Genomic DNA, 20,961 nt, shown 5'->3' with positions numbered 1-20,961 from the left:
CCTCAGAACTGGAAGTAAAGGAACGGCGAGAAGCTCTGCGCCGAAAGTTTGAGAATCGATGCCACGAACAGCAGCAGCACTGCAGCGCGCATCGCATAGCGTGGCCAGGTGGCGCTCCAGTAGGCCGGTTGCACGGTGGCCTCGGTGCCCACGGTGTAGCCGGGCTCATGGATGCTGCCCGGGTTGTCGCCCGGTACGGCCTTGATCAAGCCCGGTTGGGCAGTGGCCGGCCCATCGGCCTGGGTGTTGACCGCAGGCTTGGTTTTTTCCGGTGGACGGTTGCTGTAGAAGTCCCGCAGGCCGAAGAACGCCAGGGTTGCGTACGCCACCACCAGGGTTGCCACTTGCAGGCCGGTGAGGCTGGCGCGGTTGAGTTCCGACAGCGACCATTCGCCGAAGCTGAACATCGCGCCGTACATGCGGCCGGCGACGTGCAGGTTTTCCGAGCGGAAGATCACCCAGCCCATCACCACCAGCAGGAAGGTGAAGGCCCAGCGGACGACGTTGAAACTGCGCGGTGCGGTGTTGAGGCCGATGGCTTTTTCAATCGCCAGCCACATGCCATGCCAGGCGCCCCACACGATGTAAGTGATGTTCGCACCGTGCCAAAGGCCACCGAGCAGCATGGTCAGGAACAGGTTGCGGTAGGTGGTCAGCGTGCCTTTACGGTTGCCGCCCAGGGTGATGTAGAGGTAGTCACGCAGCCAGGTGGACAGGCTGATGTGCCAGCGCCGCCAGAACTCGGTGATCGACTGGCTGATGTACGGCTGCTTGAAGTTTTCCATGAAGCGGAAACCCATCATCAAGCCCAGACCGATTGCCATGTCGCTGTAGCCGGAGAAGTCGAAGTACAGCTGCGCGGTGTAGGCCAGCGCGCCGAGCCAGGCGTCACCCGTTGTCGGGTTTTGCAGGGCGAAGCAATGGTCGGCGACCACCGCCAGGGTGTCGGCGATGAACACCTTCTTGATGAAACCCTGCATGAACCGTGTGCAGCCCTCGGAGAATTTATCGAGGGTGTGGGTGCGGTTGTTGAACTGGTCGGCCAGGTCGCGAAAGCGCAATACAGGGCCGGCAATCAGGTGCGGGAAGATCGCCACGAACGCCGCAAAGTCGATCAGGTTGCGGGTGGCCGGAGTGTCGCCGCGGTACACGTCGATGATGTAGCTGATGGACTCGAAGATGTAGAACGAGATCCCGATCGGCAACAGCACGTGGGTCAGGATGAAGGGCTCCAGGCCCGCCGACTTCATCATCAGGTTGATGCTGTCGACGCCGAAGTTGGCGTACTTGAAGTAGCCGAGAATGCACAGGTCGACCGCCACGCCCAACAGCAGCCAGCGCTGGGCCGGCTTGGTGCGCACGCCTGCCGCACCGACCTTGAGGCCGATCCAGTAGTTCCACAGCGTCACGGCGGCGAACAGCGCCAGGAAGTCCACTCGCCACCAGGCGTAGAACACGTAGCTGGCAATCAGCAGCAGCAGATTGCGATAGCGTTGCCCGCTCAAGTAGTACAAGCCGAGGAAGATCGGCAAGAACAGAAACAGGAACACATTGGACGAGAAAACCATCCCGATCTCTCCATGTTTAACCAACAGTCAAGGGCCAACGGCCCCCCCAAACCCCCCACGAATCTGGGAGGGTGTACGCGTTCAGTGTGGGAGCAGGCAAGCCAGCTCCCACATTTGGACCGAGTCCAGGTGTGGGCGCTTTGTATCAGCTGCCTTTGTTGCCTTTCTCGTGCGCCGGGTCGAAGACCTTGGTCAGGTCACCCCCGAGGCGGAAGGTCTTGAACGGCTGCATCCCGTGCTTGCGCTCGATCACGTCCGGCGCGCAGGTGTAGAGGGTGCAGAAGGGCTCAAGCCAGGCAAATTTCATGTCCTCCTTGAGGTCCTTCATGTCCTGCTCCTTGCCGTTCTTCTTCTCGAAGATTTCCGGGTCTTTCACCCCGGCCAGCACCTTGTCACCCAGGCGTTTCAGCGCGCCGTTGTTTTCCTGGCGCAGGTCCACACCGTTGACCAGCGCAAAACTGGCGATCATCGACAGCGGCGGCAGGGCGTAGTTGTGGTACGACAAGGCCCGTTGCTGACGCTTCAATTCGTTCGGCAGGAAGCCCTGGTCGTCGACCTGATTGGCGCCGACCTTGTATTCCTTCACGGCCCAGTCAAACAGGTCGCGGCGGTTCACGGCGATGGAGGTCGCCATGACGGACCAGGCGGCCCAGTAGGAGTGGTTGTTGGTTTTATCCAGCGGCAGGTTGTCCCAGTCGCTCACCACCTGGTCAGCCATTTTGCTGAACCAGGCCTCGATCAACTGTGACTCCTGCTGATGGTTGGCCAGCGGGTGAGAGTCGGAGAACTTCAGGCGCACATAGGCCGAGGCCATGCTGCCCAGCGCCCATTTGCGCATCGACTTGCCGGTATGGTTGAAGTCCTTGGACATCAACGCATCCGCCTTGGCCCAGCTGGTAAGCCAGTTGAGCGTGCACTCCAGCTGCTCCGGGCGACCGTCGCGCATGAACTGCATCACGCGCTTGCTGGTGTCTTTTTCCAGCTTGGTGATGTCGGCGGTGCTGTCGCGAAAGGCTTTTTCCGATTGCACATTCAACGTGGAACGGGCCTTGTCCGAACCTTCGTACTTGCTGCGAAACTGCAGCGAACCGGTGTACGGCGCAGGCATGGTGTCGCAGTCATTCTTGAAGTCGCCGGTCTTGAACGCTTCCACCGGGGCGAAATAACCCTGGGGCGGACGCAGTGGCGCGGCGGCGTTGACTGAGCCGGCGAAGATCGCCATGCCCAGTAAAGTTGGAATCAATAACTTCTGCATAAGTAACCTCATTGCCCGAGTTGGGCGGTCTGTTGACCACCGCTTGGGAATACGTTGCGTGTGCAAATTTTCGCTTCAACCTTCTGCGCGGCCTGACCCGCTTCGGGGCCCTGCACTTCCACGGCCAGCAGGTTTTGCGTGGCCCAGTCTTCATCGGTGCGCAGTTCAAAGGCGAAACGCCCGTCTGTATCGGATGTTTCGGGTTTCTCGATCTTGATGTCCTCGTGGCGCCCGTTCATGTACCAGAGGGTGGCTTGCAGAGTTTTCACCGAAGGGTCGGCGAAGCGGATGTCGACCTGATGGCTGGCATTGCGCAGGTCTTTGTTCGAACTGTTCACCAGCAATTCGTTCTTGCCGGGTTTCAGCGTGGTACTGGCGGTCATCTGGGCGGTCTTGCCTTCGCAGCCGTTGTCCAGCAGCGACATCATCTGGCGGTAGATGGTCTCCTGGTCCAGGCGATACAGCGGCGAGAATTCCCAGATCAGAATCTTCGGCGGGGTCTTCTGGAATTCTTCGCTGCCCAGGTACTGGATCATCGAGCCTTCGAGGCCACCGCCGGGGAAGGCGACGTTGAGGATGTCGGCACCGATTTCCTGTTCCAGGAAGCCGGCGAAGTTGTAGTTCTTGCCGCTGTGGCTGGTGCCCACGAGGGTGATCTGCGGGTTGCCGGAATCGCCGAACAGGTCGCCGTCGCCCGCTTCGCCCTTGGGCTCGGTGGTGAACTGGTCCATGTACTGGATCGCGTAGCTGGTGCCGCACAGTTGCCCGGCCATGTTGTGCAGGGTGCCGGTCTTGCCCATGCGCCCGGAGCGTTTGGTCTCGAATTCACGCTGCGGGATGCCGGCAAATTCAGGCATCGCGCGCACTTTGGCACCGACGATTTTGGCGGTGCGCTGGGCGCCGTACGGCGTCCAGTGTTGGTCACCGCGGAAGTAGAAGTCGTGGGCCGGCAACTCATCCGGCAGCTGCTCGTTGGTCAACGGCGACAGGTCCGGCACCACGTAGCCCATCTTGGCGAAGCGGCCGAGCATGGTCTTGTAATTGCCCAGGGCCTTGTCGAAATCGAACTTGGCTTTCTCTTCCGGGTTGAGCTTGTTGCGGTTCACCAGGCCACGGGTCGGCTGGTACACCACCACCAGTTCCACGCCCTTGCTCTTGAACGCATCGTGCAGCTGTTGCATGCGTTTGTAGCCGGCGGGGCTGGTGTCGAATTCGGTGCGCAGGTCTTCCTGGGTACGGAACAGCCAGTCACCCTGGGCTTGTACCAGGGTGGTGAAGTTCTGCTGGTAGCGCGTGGTGTAATTCTTCGCGTCGTGGGCGGCCGGGCACAGGCTGCAGCACGGCTCGGCGCTGAACTTCGGGGCCTGTACTTCGTCGGCGCGCACGCCCTGGCTGGCCGCGAGCAGGCCGAGGGTCAAACCCGAAAGGCTGAGCAGTTTGATCATGTGTGGGTGCATAAAGGTCATCCTCAGTCCTGCATTTCGGTCTGGCGTTCGACAGGGTCGATCAGCACGGCTTTCTTCTGGCGTACCAGCAAGTCGAGAATCTCTTCCTGGCGATCGCCGAGGACGCCCGAGAAGCTGATGCCACTGGATTTGGTCGGCGCAAGCATCGACACGCGGTACAGCTCGACACTCAACGGCGAGTCGATGGACAGCGGCCCGCTGCCGTTGGCGGCCAGTTCACCGCCGACCACGATCAGCGAGACCTTGGTGTCGAACGGGTCGAGGGCGATGTCGCGGTCGGTGTCGGTCAGGTCCTTGATGTGGCCGTATACGCCGGTCAGCCCGTTGGCCATGGCCACGTTTTCGTACAGGCGAATGTTCACGCTGTTACGTATGCGGATGCCGTGGCGACGGTTGCTGATCACCTTGTTGCCCCACAGCAGGTTATCGCCGCTCTCATAGAGGGTGATGCCGTCGGTGTGGTTGCGGTAGATCTCGTTGTCGGCGATCAGGTTGTTGACGCTGTTACGGTCGATCACCAGGCCCGAGAGCTTGTTGTCGAAACTGCGGTTGTTGAAGATGAAGCTGTCGTTCACTTCCCGGGAAATGATGATGCCGTGCTTCTTCTTCGTGCCGTAGACGGTGTTGTCGGTGATGATCAAGCCGTGTGACCGGTCGTGGGGGTCAATACCGTAGACGATGTTGTCTTTGTAGGTATTGCCCTTGAGCACAAAGCCGGTGGTCTCATAGCAGTAGAAGCCGTACCACATGTCCGAGAACTCGGAGTCGACGATCCAGCCCGTCGGCTCGGGACGCTTGAGCACCTTGGCCATGTTCGGCGTGTATTGGGAAATACTCACGCCATACGACTTACTGTTGGCGTAGCCGAAGCTGGCCATCTTGCTGTTGGCGATGTAGGTCTCGGTGCCGCCCCAGGCCAGCAGGAACGGGCGGAACTCCTTGGGCGACTGGAAGGTCGCCGGGCCGTTGGTCTTCTCGCGCCAGCCGGTGATTCTGGTGTCGCGCACAAACAGCTGGCCGTCGTTGATCAGGAACGAACCGGCCTCCTGGGACAGGCGCAATTCCTGGGTCTGCTTGTCGATTTCGAGGATGCCTTTACGGCCCACCACGATCGGCAACTTGGCCAGGAACACCCCCGGCGAGGTTTCGCTGAAGTACTGCTTGGGCACTTTCTTCAGCAGGTCCTTGAGGTTCATGTAGCCGTCGTCGACGAAGATCGCCTGGGGAATGCCGTGCTGGCGCACCACCCATTCAGCCATCTTGTTGTCGCCGCCGATGAAGTCCTTCAGGGCGTCTTCCTGCATCATCCGGCGGATACTGATTTTGCCCGGCTTGCTGCGCACGATTTTCTTCGCGATATTCGCCGCGGTGTAGCCGGACACGTCCGGCAGCGCCGGCTTGGCCATTTCCAGCGGCTCGGTCGGCGGGCTCGAAATGGTGTAGGTCTTGGCCTGTTGCAGCTCTTTGGCGATGGTCGGCGCCTTGACCTGCTGCGCGACATCGGCGAAGGCCGAAGTGCTGGCCAGCAGCATGGCTGCGACCAGCAGGCTGACCGAGCCTTTGAGGGCTTGAGGGTTCATTGCGCAGGCTCCCATCAGAACTTCCAGATCACGTCGACAAAGGCGCGATGCATGTACGAGTCGACCTGGCTGCCATAGGCGTCGCCCGGTTTGAACACACCGGCACGGAAGCGTACCAGGGCCGACGGTTCGTCGATCGACTGGCTGAGCCCGGCCGGCAGCAGGCCTTTCTTGAAGTACTTGGTGACCACCAGGTCCATCTCCTGGCCCAGGTCTTTCTTGCCGTCTTCAAGCGGCAGGGAAGTGCTGGACAGGATCGCGCCGGTCACGTCATCGGTGTTGTTCTGCACGGCATCGATGCCGTTGCTGCCGACCGGCTTGTTGCCGTCGACGCGCCAGAACTTGTGGTACACGAGGCTGGCGTCATAGTCCTCGCGCAACTGCCAGGAACCGAACAGGCTCATGGACTGCATGTTGTTCATTTCGCCACGGAACGCTTCGCCGAAGCGGTGGACGCGGGACTGGGTACCGGTCCAGTTCGAACGGTTGCTTTGCAGGCCGTTCTGCTCGTATTCGGCGCTCGCGCGGGAGTAAGCCGCGCCCACTTGCCACTGCGGGTCGAGACGCAGGCGCACACCCAGGTCGGTGGCCCAGCCATTCACGTCATCGCTGCGCTTGGCATTGGCGGGGCGGGTGCCGTCGGCGTTCAAGGCGTTGACCGTGTCGCGGTCACCCTGCATGCCGGTGACGCTCGCCCAGTAGTTGACGGTGTTGGTGTTGCGCCAGTTGTAGGCGTCGCTGTTGGCTTCGATGCCGAGCCAGGTCAGGTCGCCGTTCTCGCGTTTGTCCAGCGAGTCGGTGGCCACGCCCGGTTGCGGGTAGTCGAGCTTGCCGTCGTCATGGGTGTGGTGAGCGCGCAGGCCGATCCACTGGCCTGGCGTCCACTGATAGGCAGCGTCGGCGTAAAGGTGCTGGCGGTCCTTGTCCTTGGGCGACAGTTCCTTGAGGTCGGTGCGGTATTCGCTGAAACGCTCGGCGACGCCGACATTGGCCTTGAGCAAGGTGGTGTCGAAGGTCCAGTTCAGCGCTTCGATGTTGGTGTCGCGCCATTGGCCGTCGTCATTGCGCAGGCGTTGGCGACCGAGCTTGAGGATCTCGCCGGGGTAGGGCGTGAAGCCGCCGTAGGCGACCCAGAACTCGCGCATCGCCAGGTAGTTTTTCTTGCTCTTGCGGTCGTCATTGCTGGTCTGTTGGGTGGCGTCATCCGAGGACTGTTGCAGGGTGTCGGTCTCGATGATGTCGCTGGACGTCACGGCCTGGCCCATGGCGTAGGCGCTCCAGTTGCCGCTTTCGCCGTAGATCCACGGGCGCAGGTCGAGGCCGATGCCGTTGACGTCGCCGCCTTTCTGGGTGCCCAGGTCGCGGTCATCTTCGGACTGGCCGGTGACTTTCACTTCCAGGCCGAAGTTCTTGGCTTCGGTCAGCGCGGCCAGGGTCGGGCACGACCACAGCAGGGCGAAGGTCAGGCCGATGCCGGCCTTGACGAATGGATTGAGCTTCATAGGGATTCCTCGCCGTCTTCTTCTTGCAGGGCGTGCAATTGCAGCGTGCTTTGGGCCAGGGTGCCGCGCGCGGCCAGTTCCTGTTGCACCAGGCGTTGGCCTTCGGCGCGTTGTTCCGGGGTCAGCGGGGCTTCGAGCTGGGTGGCCAGGTCGTTGGCTTCCGGCGTGTCCTGGGCCTTGGCCAATTGGCTGAAGACATAGGCGTTAAGCGGGTCGGGCTTGGTGCCCTTGCCTTGGGAAAACAATTGGGCGATCGCGAAGTCGGCGCTGTTCTGGCCGTTGCGCGCGGCGGTCAGCAGATGGTCGAGGGCCTTTTGCGAATAGACCTTGCCCAGGTAGCCACGGCGATAGATCTGGCCGAGGTAGTAATCGGCAGCCACTTCGCGGCCGACGGCTTTCTGGAAGTGTTCTTCGGCAGCCTTGGCGTCAGCCGGGACCCACTTGCCTTCGTAGTAGAGCTTGCCCAGCAACAGTTCGGCGCGGGGCTGGTCGGCGGCGCGGCCGTTGTCGAGGTACTTCATCATCTGGTCGACGTCGCCCAGTTCCGGGAAGTCGTAGAGCAGTTGCGCCAGGCTGACCCAGGATGCCGGGTAGCCCGGGGCGATTTTTTCCAGCAGGGCCTGGGCGGTTTTTTCGTCGGTCTTGCCCAGGGTCGCATCGCCCAACACACGGGCAACACTGTCGACCCGTTGGGCGGTCACGGCGCCACGGCTGTAGCCGGCTTCCATCTGTTTCAGCAGCTCGGCCTGTTTTTCCGGCTCGGCTTTTTTCTGGTAGACCGTGGCCAGCTCGACGTAGCAGATATCCGTGGTGTTCAGCGCGGCCTTGCAGATGCTTTCCACTTCGTCCAGATGCTGGTCGTAGGTGTCCTGGGTGCGGTACAGCAGCACTTGGGCGAGACCTGCTTCCGGGTAACCCGAAGCGCGCCATTTGCTGATTTGCTGCTGGGCGTTGATGTTCGGGAAACTGTGCGGGTATTGCAGGTACAGCATCGCCAGCGGGATCAGGGTGTTGCCTTCGCCATTGGCAAAGGCTTTTTTCAACAGGCCTTCGGCTTCATGGTGCTCGGCTTCGGTCGCGCCAGGCTTGGCCACCAGCAGGCGGCCCAGGCGTGCCTGGGCACGGGGCGAGGTGTCGGCGGCCGCGCGATACGTGGCTTCGGCCTGCTTGATTTGCTCGGGGTCGCGGGTGCCGACCTGGATGTCCGCCAGGCCCACCTGGGCCTCGCTGTAGCCCAGGTCTGCCAGCTGCTGGTAGTTCTGCTGCGCGGTGACCGTGTCGCCACGCTTGAGGGCTTCGTTGGCCAGGCGTTGGTCGGGCAGGCCGGCGCACCCGGCGAGGGCGATGGCCAGCGCCAATGGAACCGGCAGGGATCGAAGGGCGCTCATGGTTAAAGACCTGCAGCCATGGCTTTATCGATCAGCCAGTTCAGGGACGGGCCACGGTCGCTGGTCACTTCAACCGGGCGACCGGCGTAGGTGCTGTCCAGCGGGGCATCGGGTTTGATCTGCACACGGATGTCGGAGGACATTTCGGTGCTGTTGAGGCTGGTGCTGCTGACGATGGTGCCGGTGCGAACCTGCTCTTCATCCGCCACCTGGAAGTTCACACGGGTGCCCGGGCGAACGTCGGCAAACTGGCGATAGGAGAAGCGTGCATCCACGTTGGCCTGGCTGCCGCGTGGCACCAGTTGGAAGATCACGTCGCCCTTGCTGGCGTACTGACCGTCGGCGACCAATTGCTGGGCCACGACGCAGTCGCACGGGGAGGTGAGGGTGCCGGTCATTTGCTTGCCGAACAGCTCTTCCACCTTGGCCGGTTGCAACTGGTCTTCGTCCAGATGGCCTTTGAGTACGTCGAGCATGCTGGTGCTGAAGGTCGCCAGTGGCGCGCCCTTGGCCGCCACTGCGTCCCCTTTGATCAGGCTCTGCACGGTGCCATCGCGCGGCATGGTGACGTTCATACCGGGCACGCTCACCAGGCCGGAGGTGGCGTGGCTGACGAAGTACATGCCGTACACCGACTTGACCACGAAGCCGAAGGCGACCAGGCCCACCACGAAGATCCCGAGGCTGAAGGTCACGGCCCGCAGGCGGCCGCCGACGCTCATGTTGCTGCCGCTGTCCTTGACCTTGCGCGCCTTGGTGAAGTTGTCGCGTTGCAGGGTTGCCAGCACGTCGCCCATGGTCACGATGTCGCCGGACAAGTGCGAGGTGATCAGGTGGCGCAGGGTCGAGATGTCTTGTGCGTCGAGGTTCTGGAACTGGCAACCGGTGCGGCCGGTCTGGCGGTCGTAGGAGCGAATCTGCAGCTCGACGTCCATCGCCAGGCCGAGGTTATCGATCACGAACTGCAAGCGACCCTTGTGCACCTGGCCCACGGTCAATGGTTGGGTGGCAGTGAACGCCAGACCGCCGGCCGACAGGTCGATGACCCGTGCTTCGGTCTGGGTGCGGTCGGCGTTGAAGAAGCGTAGCTTGGCCGGGATTTTTACCCGGGCGTGTTGGCGCTGGGCTTCGGATTCGTGGACAACGTTGGCGTTTACTTGGCTATTCATGGTGTGTAGTTCCTAGTTAATTCAGGCTTGGCAGGGTCAAACCATCATCAGCAACACGGCGACGAAAATGCTGCCGGCGGAGAAGGTCATGGTCCGAGACGACCAGGTGTTGAACCAACGTTGAAAGCTGGCCAAATCGCGGGTCAGTTTGGTGTCCTGGCGTGTCCAGGACTGTTGATCAAGGCGGAAGAACACGTAGATCTTCACCAGCGCGCCCATGATCTGGTTGTAATAGAGAATCACCGGGTAAGCCGGGCCGATCCGGTGACCGGAGCACGACAGCAGCAGGGTCAGGATGAGGCGGGTGATGCCGATCCACAGCAGGTAGGCGAGGATGAACGCGCCGCCGTATTTGAACGTGGCGATGATCGCCACGGTCAGCCCCAGCAGGGAGGTCCACATCGACACGCGCTGGTCAAACAGCACGATGCTGGTGAACAGGCCAAGCCGGCGCATACCCAGGCCGAGGGCACGGGAGTTCTGGCGCAGGTTGTTGCCGTACCATCGGAACATCAGCTTGCGGCTGGCCTTGATAAAGCTCTTTTCCGGCGGGTGCTCCACGGTGTGGATCGCAGCGTCCGGCACGTAGAAAGTGTCGTAGCCCAGGCGCATCAGACTGAACCAGCTGGACTTGTCGTCACCGGTCAAAAACTTGAAGCGGCCCAGGCGCCAGTGTTGCAGCGAGTCGCTTTCCACGTCGGCGATAAAGCCCGGGTCGGTGACCACGTTGGCGCGGAACACCGACATGCGGCCGGTCATGGTCAGCACGCGTTTGGACAAAGCCATGGAGCACATGTTGATGTGGCGTTGGGCGAAGCGCAGCTTGTGCCACTCGCTCATGATGTAGCCGCCGCGCACTTCGCAGAACTCGTTGGTGGTCAGGCCACCGACATTGCCGAACAGCTGGAACCACGGCACGGTCTTGCGCACGACGCCCTCGGCGAGCACGGTGTCGCCATCGATCACGGCAACCACGGCGCGATCGTCCGGCAGGTGGCGGGAGATGGCGCGAAAACCGAAGGCCAGGCCGTCACGCTTGCCGGTACCGGCGATACGCACGAAGTCCAGCTTGACGTGGTCGGGCGGGTTCATCCTGGCCCACAGGCTCTTGACCAGCAGCTCATCGGACATTTCCACCAGCGAGCAGACCACGGTGGTAGGGAAGCCACATTCGATGGCTTCGCGGATCACCGAGCTGTAGACCTGGGCCGTGGTCAGCGCGTCGATCCGAAAGCTTGTCACCATCAGGAATACGTGGGACGGGTCTGCTGCCTTGCCCAGCTTGCGCACTTTGCGCCGCAGGTGCGGGTAGACCACGTACAGGAACAGCATGCCGCGAAAGAAATGCGTAGCACCCATCGAGTAGCGCCAGATACCGACGGCGCCAATCAGGAAAATAAAATTCTTCGACTCGGAGTCGAACGTACTCGCCGGCAACAGCAGGGCGAGTCCCATCAGCAGGCTCAGGAAAAACAGCCAGCCGGCGGATTGGAGGAGTACGTGTTTTAACTTGGACATAGGCGTCATTCCGCAGGTGAAGGAGGCTTCAAGCGGCAAGCGCCGGGGATCAGGACGCTTGCCGCTTGAAACTTGCCGTTGCTGTTACCAGCAAATGCCTTCGGTACGACCGCTCACGCTGGTGGCCTTGGACATGAAGCCCACCAGGTCGACCACTTGCTTGCCGTGGGGAGCGTTATGCGCCAGGGCACGGAACTTCTCATCGCGGTTGCCCAGGATGATCACGTCGGAGTTGTTGATCACTTCGTCGAAGTCCGAGTTGAGCAGGGACGACACGTGCGGGATCTTGCCCTCGATGTATTCCTTGTTCGCGCCGTGCACGCGGGCATATTCGACGTTGCTGTCGTAGATGCTCAGGTCGAAACCCTTGCCGATCAGCATTTCGGCCAGTTCCACCAGCGGGCTTTCGCGCAGGTCATCGGTGCCGGCCTTGAAGCTCAGGCCCAGCAGGGCGACTTTGCGTTTGTCGTGGCTGGAGACGATGTCAAAGGCGTTTTGCACCTGGGACTCGTTGCTGCGCATCAGCGAGTTGAGCAGCGGCGCATCCACGTCGAGGGAGCCGGCGCGGTACGTCAGGGCGCGCACGTCTTTCGGCAGGCAGGAGCCGCCGAACGCGAAGCCCGGGCGCATGTAGTACTGGGACAGGTTGAGGGTCTTGTCCTGGCAGACCACTTCCATCACTTCGCGGCCGTCGACACCCACCGCCTTGGCGATGTTGCCGATCTCGTTGGCGAAGGTCACTTTGGTCGCATGCCAGACGTTGCAGGTGTACTTGATCATCTCGGCGACGGCGATGTCCTTGCGGATGATCGGGGCGTCGAGTTCTTCGTACAGCGACTGCAGGACATCGCCGGAGGCTTTGTCGAACTCACCGATGACGGTCATCGGCGGCAGGTCGTAGTCGGCGATGGCGGTGCTTTCACGCAGGAACTCAGGGTTCACCGCGACGCCGAAGTCGACACCGGCTTTCTTGCCGGAGCAATCTTCGAGAATCGGGATGACCACATTCGCCACGGTGCCTGGCAGCACGGTGCTGCGGACCACGATGGTGTGGCGGGTGGTCTTGTCACGCAGGACAAAACCGATCTCGCGGCACACCGATTCGATGTAGTTGAGTTCCAGGTCGCCGTTCTTCTTGCTCGGCGTACCGACGCAAATCATCGACAGGTCGGTATCACGGATTGCTTCGGCGAAATTGGTGGTGCCGCGCAGTCGGCCGGTTTGAATACCCTGGCTCAACAGCTCGCCCAGACCCGGTTCAACGATGGGCGATTTGCCCGCGTTAATCAGGTCGATCTTTTCCTTGGAGATGTCTACGCCGACGACCTCATGGCCCCGTGCAGACAGGCAACCGGCACATACTGCGCCGACGTAACCTAGACCAAATATGCTGATGCGCATCGCATTTACCTCATTGTTAATCGTGCCATTAGATGGCCGGAGTTCATGTTTTGAAGCGTCACTCAGGCACTGGAAAGTGCGACGAATAAACGTCGATATATCCAGTGCAGGCATACTAAAAGTCGAGTGACTAACTAATGCACTCAAGTTGTGCGCAACTTGGCCTTATTGTTGGGGCTTGCCCTGAAATGCAGCCAGCCTTCCTGGGGAAGGGCTTGGCGCCAGTGCCTCAAGGCGTTGACAGGGGCTTTAAGCCCTTATATATCAACGGCTTGGGTTGTCTCACTGACCGATACAGGTGAGCTCAGCCTTGGCCTTTTCGGAGAAAGTAGTGAAACCTTTTCGTCCGCCTTCAACTAGTCAGTTGATGGTTTGACCATTGAGTCAAAGTTAGATGACAACTTTGCTACTTCATTTGGTCGCCGCGTAAGTCATCTCTTACATTTGCAGAGATAATCGTTACCGGTGGTATGAGCGGTGCTTTGGGACATAGTTCCGGGCCGCTCATCCTGTTTCCGGAAATTTCTTGAAATATTAGGAAAGATGGCACTAGTACTATTGTGATAGCACTTGCTATTTGGGCCAGTAGTTGCGGGGAGTTGCGAGGGCTAAATAGTTTTGTGCCACTACTCTTTGAAAAAAGTGGTGCCACTACGAAAAAAATTGACGAATGTCGAGTGAAATAAATGTTAGGAATTCTGAAGAAATATTTTTGACGCCAAATAAATGACGACTATAGGGGCTGGAGAGGGGTTTATTCGAGGGAATTGTTGTGGCGAGGGAGCCTGCTCCCGCTGGGGCGCGAAGCGGCCCTGGCTTTTTTGGGGCCGCTGCGCAGCCCAGCGGGAGCAAGCTCCCTCGCCACGGGTTTGGGGTGTCAGAAAAACTGAGTTATTCCGGTGCGTGATCCCGCAGGAACACCAGGTTATCCGGTTTCGACTGCTCCACATTGAAGCGATAACCCTGCACGTCAAACTCCTTGAGTTTGGCCGGGTCGTTGATGCGTTCTTCAATCACAAAGCGGCTCATCATGCCCCGGGCCTTCTTGGCGTAGAAGCTGATGATCTTGTACTGGCCGTTTTTCAGGTCCTTGAACTCGGTGTTGATGATCCGCGCGTTCAGCGCCGTGCGCTTGACTGCCGAGAAGTACTCGTTGGACGCCAGGTTGAGCAGCACGTCATCGCCTTGTTCGGCCAGCGCTTCGTTGAGCCACTCGCTGATGCGGGTGCCCCAGAAGGCGTACAGGTCCTTGCCACGGGCGTTGGGCAACTTGGTGCCCATCTCCAGGCGGTACGGCATCATCAGGTCCAGTGGGCGCAGCAGGCCGTACAGGCCGGAGAGCATGCGCAGGTGGTCCTGGGCGTAAGTGAAGTCGGCGTCTGTGAAGGTTTCGGCGTTGAGGCCGGTGTAGACGTCGCCCTTGAAGGCCAGCAGGGCCTGCTTGGCGTTGGCTTGGGTGAAAGCTGGGGTCCAGCTACCGAAGCGTGCGGCGTTGAGGCCGCCGATCTTGTCGGAGACGTGCATCAATTCGCTGATCTGCGCCGGGCTCAGTTCGCGCAGTTGTTCGATCAGCTCCTGGGAGTGGTCGAGGTATTGCGGCTGGGTGAAGCGCGGGGTGACCGGCTTTGACTCGAAATCGAGGGTTTTGGCGGGGGAAATCACCGTCAGCATGAAGTCGTCTCCTTTAATCGTGGGGGGATTCTAGGGGGTAGGGAGGTTTGACTCCACCTATGATGGTGATAGAGGAGTGGGTTTGTGCTGTGGACATATCCGTTGCTGCGGTAACGGCCGCTATTGGTTCCGCTCTTACAGCGGGTCACTTTGGAAAAGCCCCAAAGTAACCAAAGGGCTCTGCCCCGCCTGTCGGCACCTCGCTAAGGCTCGGTGTTCCCTCACTCCGGGATTGCTCCGCGGGCCGCCGCGACGGGGCGTCCCTGCCCCGTCGCGGCTAAACCGGCGTCCTGCCGGTTTACCCGCTCCTCAATCCCTGCGTTCGGCCTCGGGCTTATTGGGGCAGTCAGAGCCAGATCAAAAGCAAAAGCACAGCGGCCTACAGGCCGGCTTGAGTGGTAGAAGCCAGATCAAAAGCCAAAGCGAAAACCAAATCTGAAACTGATGCAGCTCTGCTTTTCTGTGGGAGCTGGCTTGCCTGCGATGCAGACAACTCGGTCTCTCAGGTACACCGAGGCGATGCCATCGCAGGCAAGCCAGCTCCCACATTTGACCGTGCCCGCTCTGGCTTTAGATTTTGATGTTGCCTTTGCTTCACACCACTCAAGCCGGCCTGTAGGCCGCTGTGCTGTTGATCTGCTTTTGATCTTGATCTTAGGCGCCCCGTTAAACCACGCTGGCCGAACGCAGGCTTTGGAGCGTGGGTAACCCGGCAGGACGCCGGGTTAGCCGCGCTGGGCCAAGGATGGCCCATCGCGGCGGCCCACGCTCCAAAGCCGGAGTGAGGGCACACCGAGCCTGAGCGAGGTGCCGAGTGGTGGGGCAAGAGCCCTTTTGGTTACTTTTGGCTGGGCCGGCATTCCGGGCTCTTTTCCAAAAGTGACCCGCTGTAAGAGCGGAACCGATATCAGCCATCACCCAAATAACGGATATACACACCAACCCAATAGCCCCCCCACGCGATCGGCTATAGTGCCCGACGACTCTGGAAAGGGAGACCCTTCGTGCGAATTGCGCTTTTTCTGTCAGCCTGGCTCATCTGCCTGGGCGCCCAAGCCGCCCCCGTGGATGTCGCGACCCTGGACCGCGGCACCTGGCCCGAACGCCTCAGCAGCCCGGCCCTGTTCGATGTCGCCTCCCGCGCCGAAATCCTGATGTTCGCCCACACCCTGCTGGCCAGCGAAGCCCTCGACGAGCCCGCCCTGAAACAGCGCCTGGGCCTGAAGATCATCAACCAGGCCTCCATCGACGACCTGCGCCGCCAACTGTGGCAACGGCTGTTGGAAAACTACACCTTCGCCCAACAAAGCTGCGAACAGGACGCCTCCTTCTGCTACCTCGTGGAAAACATGGACGACCTGCGCGAACAAGCCGCCAAGTTCCAGGTCAGCGACAGTTCCTTCTATATAGGCTGGGCCGGCCCCAGCGGCGTATTCCACGAGCGCTACCTGGATGAACAGTTACGCAAGGCCGCCCTGTTCCCGCAGATCAGCAGCGAAATCGCGCGCTTCGGCGACCACGAACGCAACGGCGACGAACTCAACGACCGGATGTTCCTGCTGACCTTCGACAGTGGCCCTTCCCCCGTCAGCGGCAACACCGACTGGCTGGCCGACTACCTGCGCAAACAGAAAATGCACGGCCTCTTCTTCGTGCTCGGCAACAGTCTGCAAACCCGCGTTGAAAAAAGCTCGGCCACCGACGTGCAGGCGCTGTACCAGGGCCAGTGCGTCGGCATCCAGGGCTGGCAGTACCGTTCCCATAGCCACTGGGTCGACTGGCAGTCCTCCATCACCCGTAGCGCCTCCCTGGCCCAGAGCCTGATGCCGGAAAACTACGTGCCGCTGTTCCGCCCGCCCTACGGCCAGCGACGCTCCGACAGCCAGGGTTTCTTCCAGTCCCAGGGGCTGCAGGTGGCGCTGTGGGACATCGATTCAGAAGACGAAGCCGGCAAGCTCAAGGCCGATGAGTCGGCCAATCGCGTGCTGACGCTGATGCTGCTGTGGCGGCGCGGGATGATCGTGTTCCACGACACCCAGGACAAGGCGCGCATCGCATTGCCCTGGCTTTTGCACGCCACGGCAGAAAGTGGACTCGGCTGGCAGGATTGCCGGGAAGCGTTTCGCTGAAAAGCACGAAGAGCCCGGCCCTGTTGGGGCTGAGGTTTTTTCGGGGGGGATTTGGGAGATATTTCGATACAGGCGGACTTCCGACTTTAACGGTGCAATGCCGGCTCGCCTAGTGCTATTCGTCATCCTGAAAAATAAACTTCAAAAAAGCGTCAAAGTGCTTTTTCCTGTCATGTGTTTTGCGGTATTACGAAGACAGACAGCCGAAACCTGCAACACAGGTGGCGTCTTCCAAGACACCTCTTGTGTGCACCGCACTTGACGCCCCTCAAGTGCGTTCGACGGTCGAATCGAGGCGCAGCACTGTCGCGGTATTGCGTCGACTGGCTCCCACAAAGGTGACCGAGTATGGATGATCATGGACGTAACCCTTCTTCCGACCAGCCAATCCTTTATGTGCTTGATACCAACGTACTGATTCACGATCCAAACGCACTGCTTAACTTCGAAGAACACCACGTCGCCATCCCGATGATCGTGCTTGAGGAGCTCGACAAACTCAAAAGCGGGCACCACAGCGTTGCCGCCGAATGCCGCCAGGCCATCCGCCTGATCGACAAGACCCTCGGCGAAGCCTCCCCCGATGACGTCGAGGTGGGCGTACCGATCCAGCGTGGCAAAAGCGGGCCCAAGGGCTTGCTGTCGATTCTCATGAGCAAGCGCAGCGAGCCCAACAGCCTGCTGCCGGAGAATCTGAACGACAACAAAATCATCAACCAATTGATCGACCTGCACGCACGTGACAAGGACCTGCGCCTGGTGCTGGTGACCAAAGACATCAATATGCGCCTCAAGGCACGAGCGTGTGGGATCGCTGCCGAGGACTACAGTACTGACCAGCTGGTTGACGACGTGTCGATGCTGTCTCGTGGTTATCACACCATGACCGGCTCGTTCTGGGATCGCGTCAGCAAGGTCGAAACCCGTCAGGACCATGGCCGCACCTGGCACCAGGTACAGCTGATCGACAACCTGCCGGCCGTGCACATCAACGAGTTCATCATCGACGAACAGGGGTTTGTGGGCTGGATCAAAGAGATCCAGGTCGACAAGCTGCTGATCCTCGACTTGCATCAGGAACCCCTGTTGCACCAGGAAGCCTGGGGCCTGAAACCGCGTGATATCTACCAGAGCCTGGCGCTGTATGCCTTGCTGGATCCGGACATCCACCTGGTCAACCTGACCGGCGCGGCAGGCTCGGGGAAAACCATCCTCGCCCTGGCGGCCGCCATCGAACAGACCATGGTGACCAAGCGCTATCGCCGCATCATCGCCACCCGCAGTGTGCAGGGCCTGGACCAGGAAATCGGTTTCCTGCCCGGCACCGAAGCGGAAAAAATGGAGCCGTGGCTGGGGGCGATCACCGACAACCTCGAAGCCTTGCACATGGATGACGAAAACACCCATGGCAGCGTCGACTACATCCTCAGCAAAGTGCCGTTGCAGTTCAAATCCCTCAACTACATACGGGGTCGCAGCTTCCAGCAAAGCCTGATTTTGATCGATGAATGCCAGAACCTCACGCCGCACCAGATGAAAACCATCATCACCCGTGCCGGCGCCGGTTCCAAAGTGGTGTGCCTGGGTAACCTGGCACAGATCGACACCCCTTACCTGTCCGCGACCAGCTCCGGGCTGACTTACCTGACGGAACGCTTCAAGGACTTCCCGAACGGCGTGCACATCGCCTTGCAAGGTGTCCCTCGTTCGATTCTGGCCGAATACGCCGAATCTCACCTGTAACCACTGACCACTGTAGAGCCGGCTTGCCGGCGATGGCGTCCTCAAGGGCCCCATCGCCGGCAAGCCGGCTCCTACAAATTCAGCTGTGCGCAAAATTGACCCGCAGGTTTACAATCGGGGCTCCTGATCAGGAGTATCCCTGTGCTGACTCATCTCGATTCCCAAGGTCGCGCCCACATGGTCGACGTCACTGAAAAAGCCGTGACGTTCCGTGAGGCTGTGGCCGAAGCGCGGGTGCGCATGTTGCCCGAAACCCTGAAAATGATTGTCGACGGCGCCCACCCCAAGGGCGACGTGTTTGCCGTGGCCCGCATTGCCGGGATCCAGGCCGCGAAAAAAACCAGTGACCTGATCCCTCTGTGCCACCCGCTGATGCTCACCGGGGTCAAGGTTGAACTCAGCGCCGATGGCCTGGACGCGGTGCACATCGTCGCCCGCTGCAAACTCAGTGGCCAGACCGGCGTCGAGATGGAAGCGTTGACGGCGGCGAGCGTGGCGGCCCTGACGATCTACGACATGTGCAAGGCCGTGGACCGTGGCATGACCATCGAAAATATTCGGCTGCTGGAGAAACTCGGCGGCAAGAGCGGGCATTTCAAGGCGGACCAGGCATGAGCATCACCGTACTGTTTTTTGCGCGCTACCGCGAAGCCGTGGACCTGGACTCGCTGGAAGTTGAAGGCGAGTTCGCCACGATCGATGCCGTGCGCCAGGCATTGGCGGCGGACCCCGGCTTTGAAGTGCTCAACGAAACCGGCTTGATGTGCGCCCGCAACGAAGAACTGTGCTCGCTGGACGAGCCGCTGGTTGATGGCGACGAAGTGGCGTTTTTCCCGCCCGTGACCGGAGGCTGACCATGGCGATTCGGGTGCAGGCCGAGCCGTTTGATCCGGGTGCCGAAGTTAACGCTATGCACGCGGCCAATGTGGGCGTGGGCGCGGTGGTGAGTTTTGTCGGCTATGTACGTGATTTCAACGATGGCCGGGAGGTGGCGGGGATGTTTCTTGAGCACTACCCGGGCATGACGGAAAAAGCCCTCGGCAAAATCGCCGTGGAGGCCGAGCAACGCTGGCCGCTGCTCAAGCTGGAAGTGCTGCACCGCATCGGCGCCCTAGAGCCGGGTGAGCCGATCGTGTTCGTGGCGGCGGCCAGTGCCCATCGCCAGGCCGCGTTTGATGCCTGCGCGTTTGTGATGGACTACCTGAAGACACGGGCGCCGTTCTGGAAGAAGGAAAACACCAGCGAGGGCCCGCGCTGGGTGGAAGGGCGCGACAGCGATCACGCTGCCGCTGATCGCTGGAAATAACAAGACGTGTGGCGAGGGAGCTTGCTCCCGCTGGGCTGCGTAGCGGCCCCAAAATCTTGGGAGCGCTGCGCACTCCAGCGGGAGCAAGCTCCCTCGCCACAGGGGTTAGGTCGAGGCTTGCAGCCGGTGAGGCGACAGCATAGCTTCGGTCAACCCGAACGCCGCCAATGCATCCGGCAACGGTTTCCCGCGCACCAGCGCGGCACTGGCCTGGCCCATGGCCGGTGAGGTCTGAATCCCATAGCCGCCCTGGGCCGCAATCCAGAACAAACCCTCCACCTGTGGATCGAAGCCGCAGACCAGATCCCCATCGCTGACAAAACTGCGCAACCCGGCCCACGTCCGTGCGGGGCGGCGGATGGTCAGGGTGGTGGCTTCCTCGATGTGATAGATCCCCGTGGCAATGTCCAGCTCTTCCGGCTGCACATCGTGGGGCTCTACCGGGTTGGCATTGGCCGGTGAGCCGAGGAACATGCCCGCATCGGGTTTCATATAGAACGAACCGTCGAGGGCCGCCAGCTCCGGCCATGCATGAATGTTCAATTCGGCGGGCGCGGCGAACACGAATGCACTGCGACGCTTGGGTTGCAGGCCGATTTTTTGTGCACCGGCCAACTCACCGATGTGGTCGGCCCAGGCACCTGCGGCGTTAATGATGACCGGGGCGCTGAAGTGCTGTTGCGCAGTGCGAACTTGCCACACGCCCTGGGCGTCGCGGGTCAGTTTTTGCACGTCGTTGTCGGTGTGGATTTCACCGCCGTTGCGTCGAATGCCACGTAGATAGCCTTGGTACAGCGCGTCGGTGTCGATGTCGCAGACGGTAGGATCGTAGATCCCGCCATGGACCTTTTCCCGACGCAGGATTGGCATCATGGCCATCGATTCATCGACGTCGAGCAGCCGCGTTTCCGGCACCAGGGCCTTGGCGCTCAGGTACTGGCGCTGCAATTCGTCCGGGTCGCCAGTCAAGTCCACCAGCAATTCGCCTCGCGGGGTGAGCAGCGGGTGCTCGGCAAAACCGGTGGGCGGGTGATCGAAGAAGGCGCGGCTGCCGAGGGTCAGTGCACGAACCTGGGGCGTGCCGTAGGCGGCGATGTACAGGGCGGCGGAGCGGCCGGTGGAGTGGTAACCCGGCATCGACTCGCGCTCCAGCACGATGACGCGGGCATGTTGTGACAGCCAGTAACCGGCGGATGCGCCAGCGATGCCACCGCCGATGATGATGTAGTCGGCCTGGTTCATGTGTTCCTCCTTGAATTTGAAGA

The 20,961-nt window shown here is 60.7% G+C and carries 16 protein-coding genes; 5 read left to right on the top strand and 11 right to left on the bottom strand.

Annotation, left to right across the window (positions count from 1 at the left end; translation table 11 throughout):
* Nucleotides 1–2: 2 nt before the first annotated feature.
* The 10 genes from HKK54_RS04615 to yaaA form a co-directional block, all read right to left on the bottom strand.
* Nucleotides 3–1,568 carry an MBOAT family O-acyltransferase gene (locus tag HKK54_RS04615; RefSeq protein ID WP_169386267.1) on the bottom strand — a complete coding sequence of 522 codons (1,566 nt, stop codon included), beginning with the start codon at nt 1,566–1,568 and terminating at the stop codon, nt 3–5.
* A gap of 145 nt (nt 1,569–1,713) precedes the next feature.
* Nucleotides 1,714–2,823, bottom strand: a complete 1,110-nt coding sequence (locus HKK54_RS04610; RefSeq protein ID WP_169386266.1) for a mannuronate-specific alginate lyase — start codon at nt 2,821–2,823, stop codon at nt 1,714–1,716.
* An 8-nt stretch (nt 2,824–2,831) separates the two neighbouring features.
* Nucleotides 2,832–4,280 (bottom strand): alginate O-acetyltransferase, encoded by a 1,449-nt coding sequence (locus tag HKK54_RS04605; RefSeq protein ID WP_010170425.1) that lies wholly within the window; start codon nt 4,278–4,280, stop codon nt 2,832–2,834.
* 11 nt (nt 4,281–4,291) lie between these two features.
* Nucleotides 4,292–5,884 carry a mannuronan 5-epimerase AlgG gene (gene algG, locus HKK54_RS04600; protein ID WP_029615879.1) on the bottom strand — a complete coding sequence of 531 codons (1,593 nt, stop codon included), beginning with the start codon at nt 5,882–5,884 and terminating at the stop codon, nt 4,292–4,294.
* Entirely contained in the window at nt 5,884–7,371 is a 1,488-nt protein-coding gene (locus HKK54_RS04595; protein WP_010170420.1) for an alginate export family protein, read from the bottom strand. The genes algG and HKK54_RS04595 overlap by 1 nt, the downstream gene beginning before the upstream one ends.
* Complete coding sequence (algK, locus tag HKK54_RS04590) at nt 7,368–8,759, bottom strand: alginate biosynthesis TPR repeat lipoprotein AlgK (protein WP_169386265.1); 1,392 nt, start codon at nt 8,757–8,759, stop codon at nt 7,368–7,370. The genes HKK54_RS04595 and algK overlap by 4 nt, the downstream gene beginning before the upstream one ends.
* A gap of 2 nt (nt 8,760–8,761) precedes the next feature.
* Nucleotides 8,762–9,928, bottom strand: coding sequence for an alginate biosynthesis protein Alg44 (locus tag HKK54_RS04585; protein WP_010170416.1), 1,167 nt, complete (start codon nt 9,926–9,928; stop codon nt 8,762–8,764).
* Between the two features lie 36 nt (nt 9,929–9,964).
* The gene (gene alg8 / locus HKK54_RS04580) at nt 9,965–11,446 is read right to left on the bottom strand and encodes a mannuronan synthase (RefSeq protein WP_169386264.1); all 1,482 of its coding nucleotides are present in this window, start codon (nt 11,444–11,446) and stop codon (nt 9,965–9,967) included.
* A gap of 84 nt (nt 11,447–11,530) precedes the next feature.
* A complete protein-coding gene (locus tag HKK54_RS04575) occupies nt 11,531–12,847 on the bottom strand; it encodes a nucleotide sugar dehydrogenase (protein WP_010170413.1) in 1,317 nt (438 codons plus the stop codon).
* An 891-nt stretch (nt 12,848–13,738) separates the two neighbouring features.
* Entirely contained in the window at nt 13,739–14,518 is a 780-nt protein-coding gene (gene yaaA, locus HKK54_RS04570; protein WP_169386263.1) for a peroxide stress protein YaaA, read from the bottom strand.
* Nucleotides 14,519–15,522: 1,004 nt separating this feature from the next.
* Between yaaA and HKK54_RS04565 the strand changes: the two genes are divergently transcribed.
* From HKK54_RS04565 to moaE, 5 genes are all read left to right on the top strand, one after another.
* Complete coding sequence (locus HKK54_RS04565; RefSeq protein WP_169386262.1) at nt 15,523–16,647, top strand: polysaccharide deacetylase family protein; 1,125 nt, start codon at nt 15,523–15,525, stop codon at nt 16,645–16,647.
* A 348-nt stretch (nt 16,648–16,995) separates the two neighbouring features.
* The gene (locus HKK54_RS04560; protein ID WP_010170407.1) at nt 16,996–18,390 is read left to right on the top strand and encodes a PhoH family protein; all 1,395 of its coding nucleotides are present in this window, start codon (nt 16,996–16,998) and stop codon (nt 18,388–18,390) included.
* A 141-nt stretch (nt 18,391–18,531) separates the two neighbouring features.
* Nucleotides 18,532–19,005: a cyclic pyranopterin monophosphate synthase MoaC gene (moaC, locus tag HKK54_RS04555; protein ID WP_010170404.1), complete on the top strand. Its 474-nt coding sequence runs from the start codon at nt 18,532–18,534 to the stop codon at nt 19,003–19,005.
* On the top strand, nt 19,002–19,244 hold the full coding sequence (moaD, locus tag HKK54_RS04550; RefSeq protein WP_010170402.1) for a molybdopterin converting factor subunit 1: 243 nt from the start codon (nt 19,002–19,004) through the stop codon (nt 19,242–19,244). Before moaC ends, moaD begins: the two co-directional genes overlap by 4 nt.
* A gap of 2 nt (nt 19,245–19,246) precedes the next feature.
* On the top strand, nt 19,247–19,696 hold the full coding sequence (gene moaE, locus HKK54_RS04545; protein WP_010170400.1) for a molybdopterin synthase catalytic subunit MoaE: 450 nt from the start codon (nt 19,247–19,249) through the stop codon (nt 19,694–19,696).
* A gap of 105 nt (nt 19,697–19,801) precedes the next feature.
* Here the strand turns inward: moaE and HKK54_RS04540 are convergent, their stop codons facing one another.
* The gene (locus HKK54_RS04540) at nt 19,802–20,938 is read right to left on the bottom strand and encodes an NAD(P)/FAD-dependent oxidoreductase (RefSeq protein ID WP_169386261.1); all 1,137 of its coding nucleotides are present in this window, start codon (nt 20,936–20,938) and stop codon (nt 19,802–19,804) included.
* Between the last annotated feature and the right edge of the window lie 23 nt (nt 20,939–20,961).

It is taken from the genome of Pseudomonas sp. ADAK13 (assembly GCF_012935715.1).
Taxonomy (GTDB): domain Bacteria; phylum Pseudomonadota; class Gammaproteobacteria; order Pseudomonadales; family Pseudomonadaceae; genus Aquipseudomonas.
The sequence above is the reverse complement of the archived record's forward strand: the minus strand, read 5'-3'. Positions and strand labels throughout refer to the sequence as shown.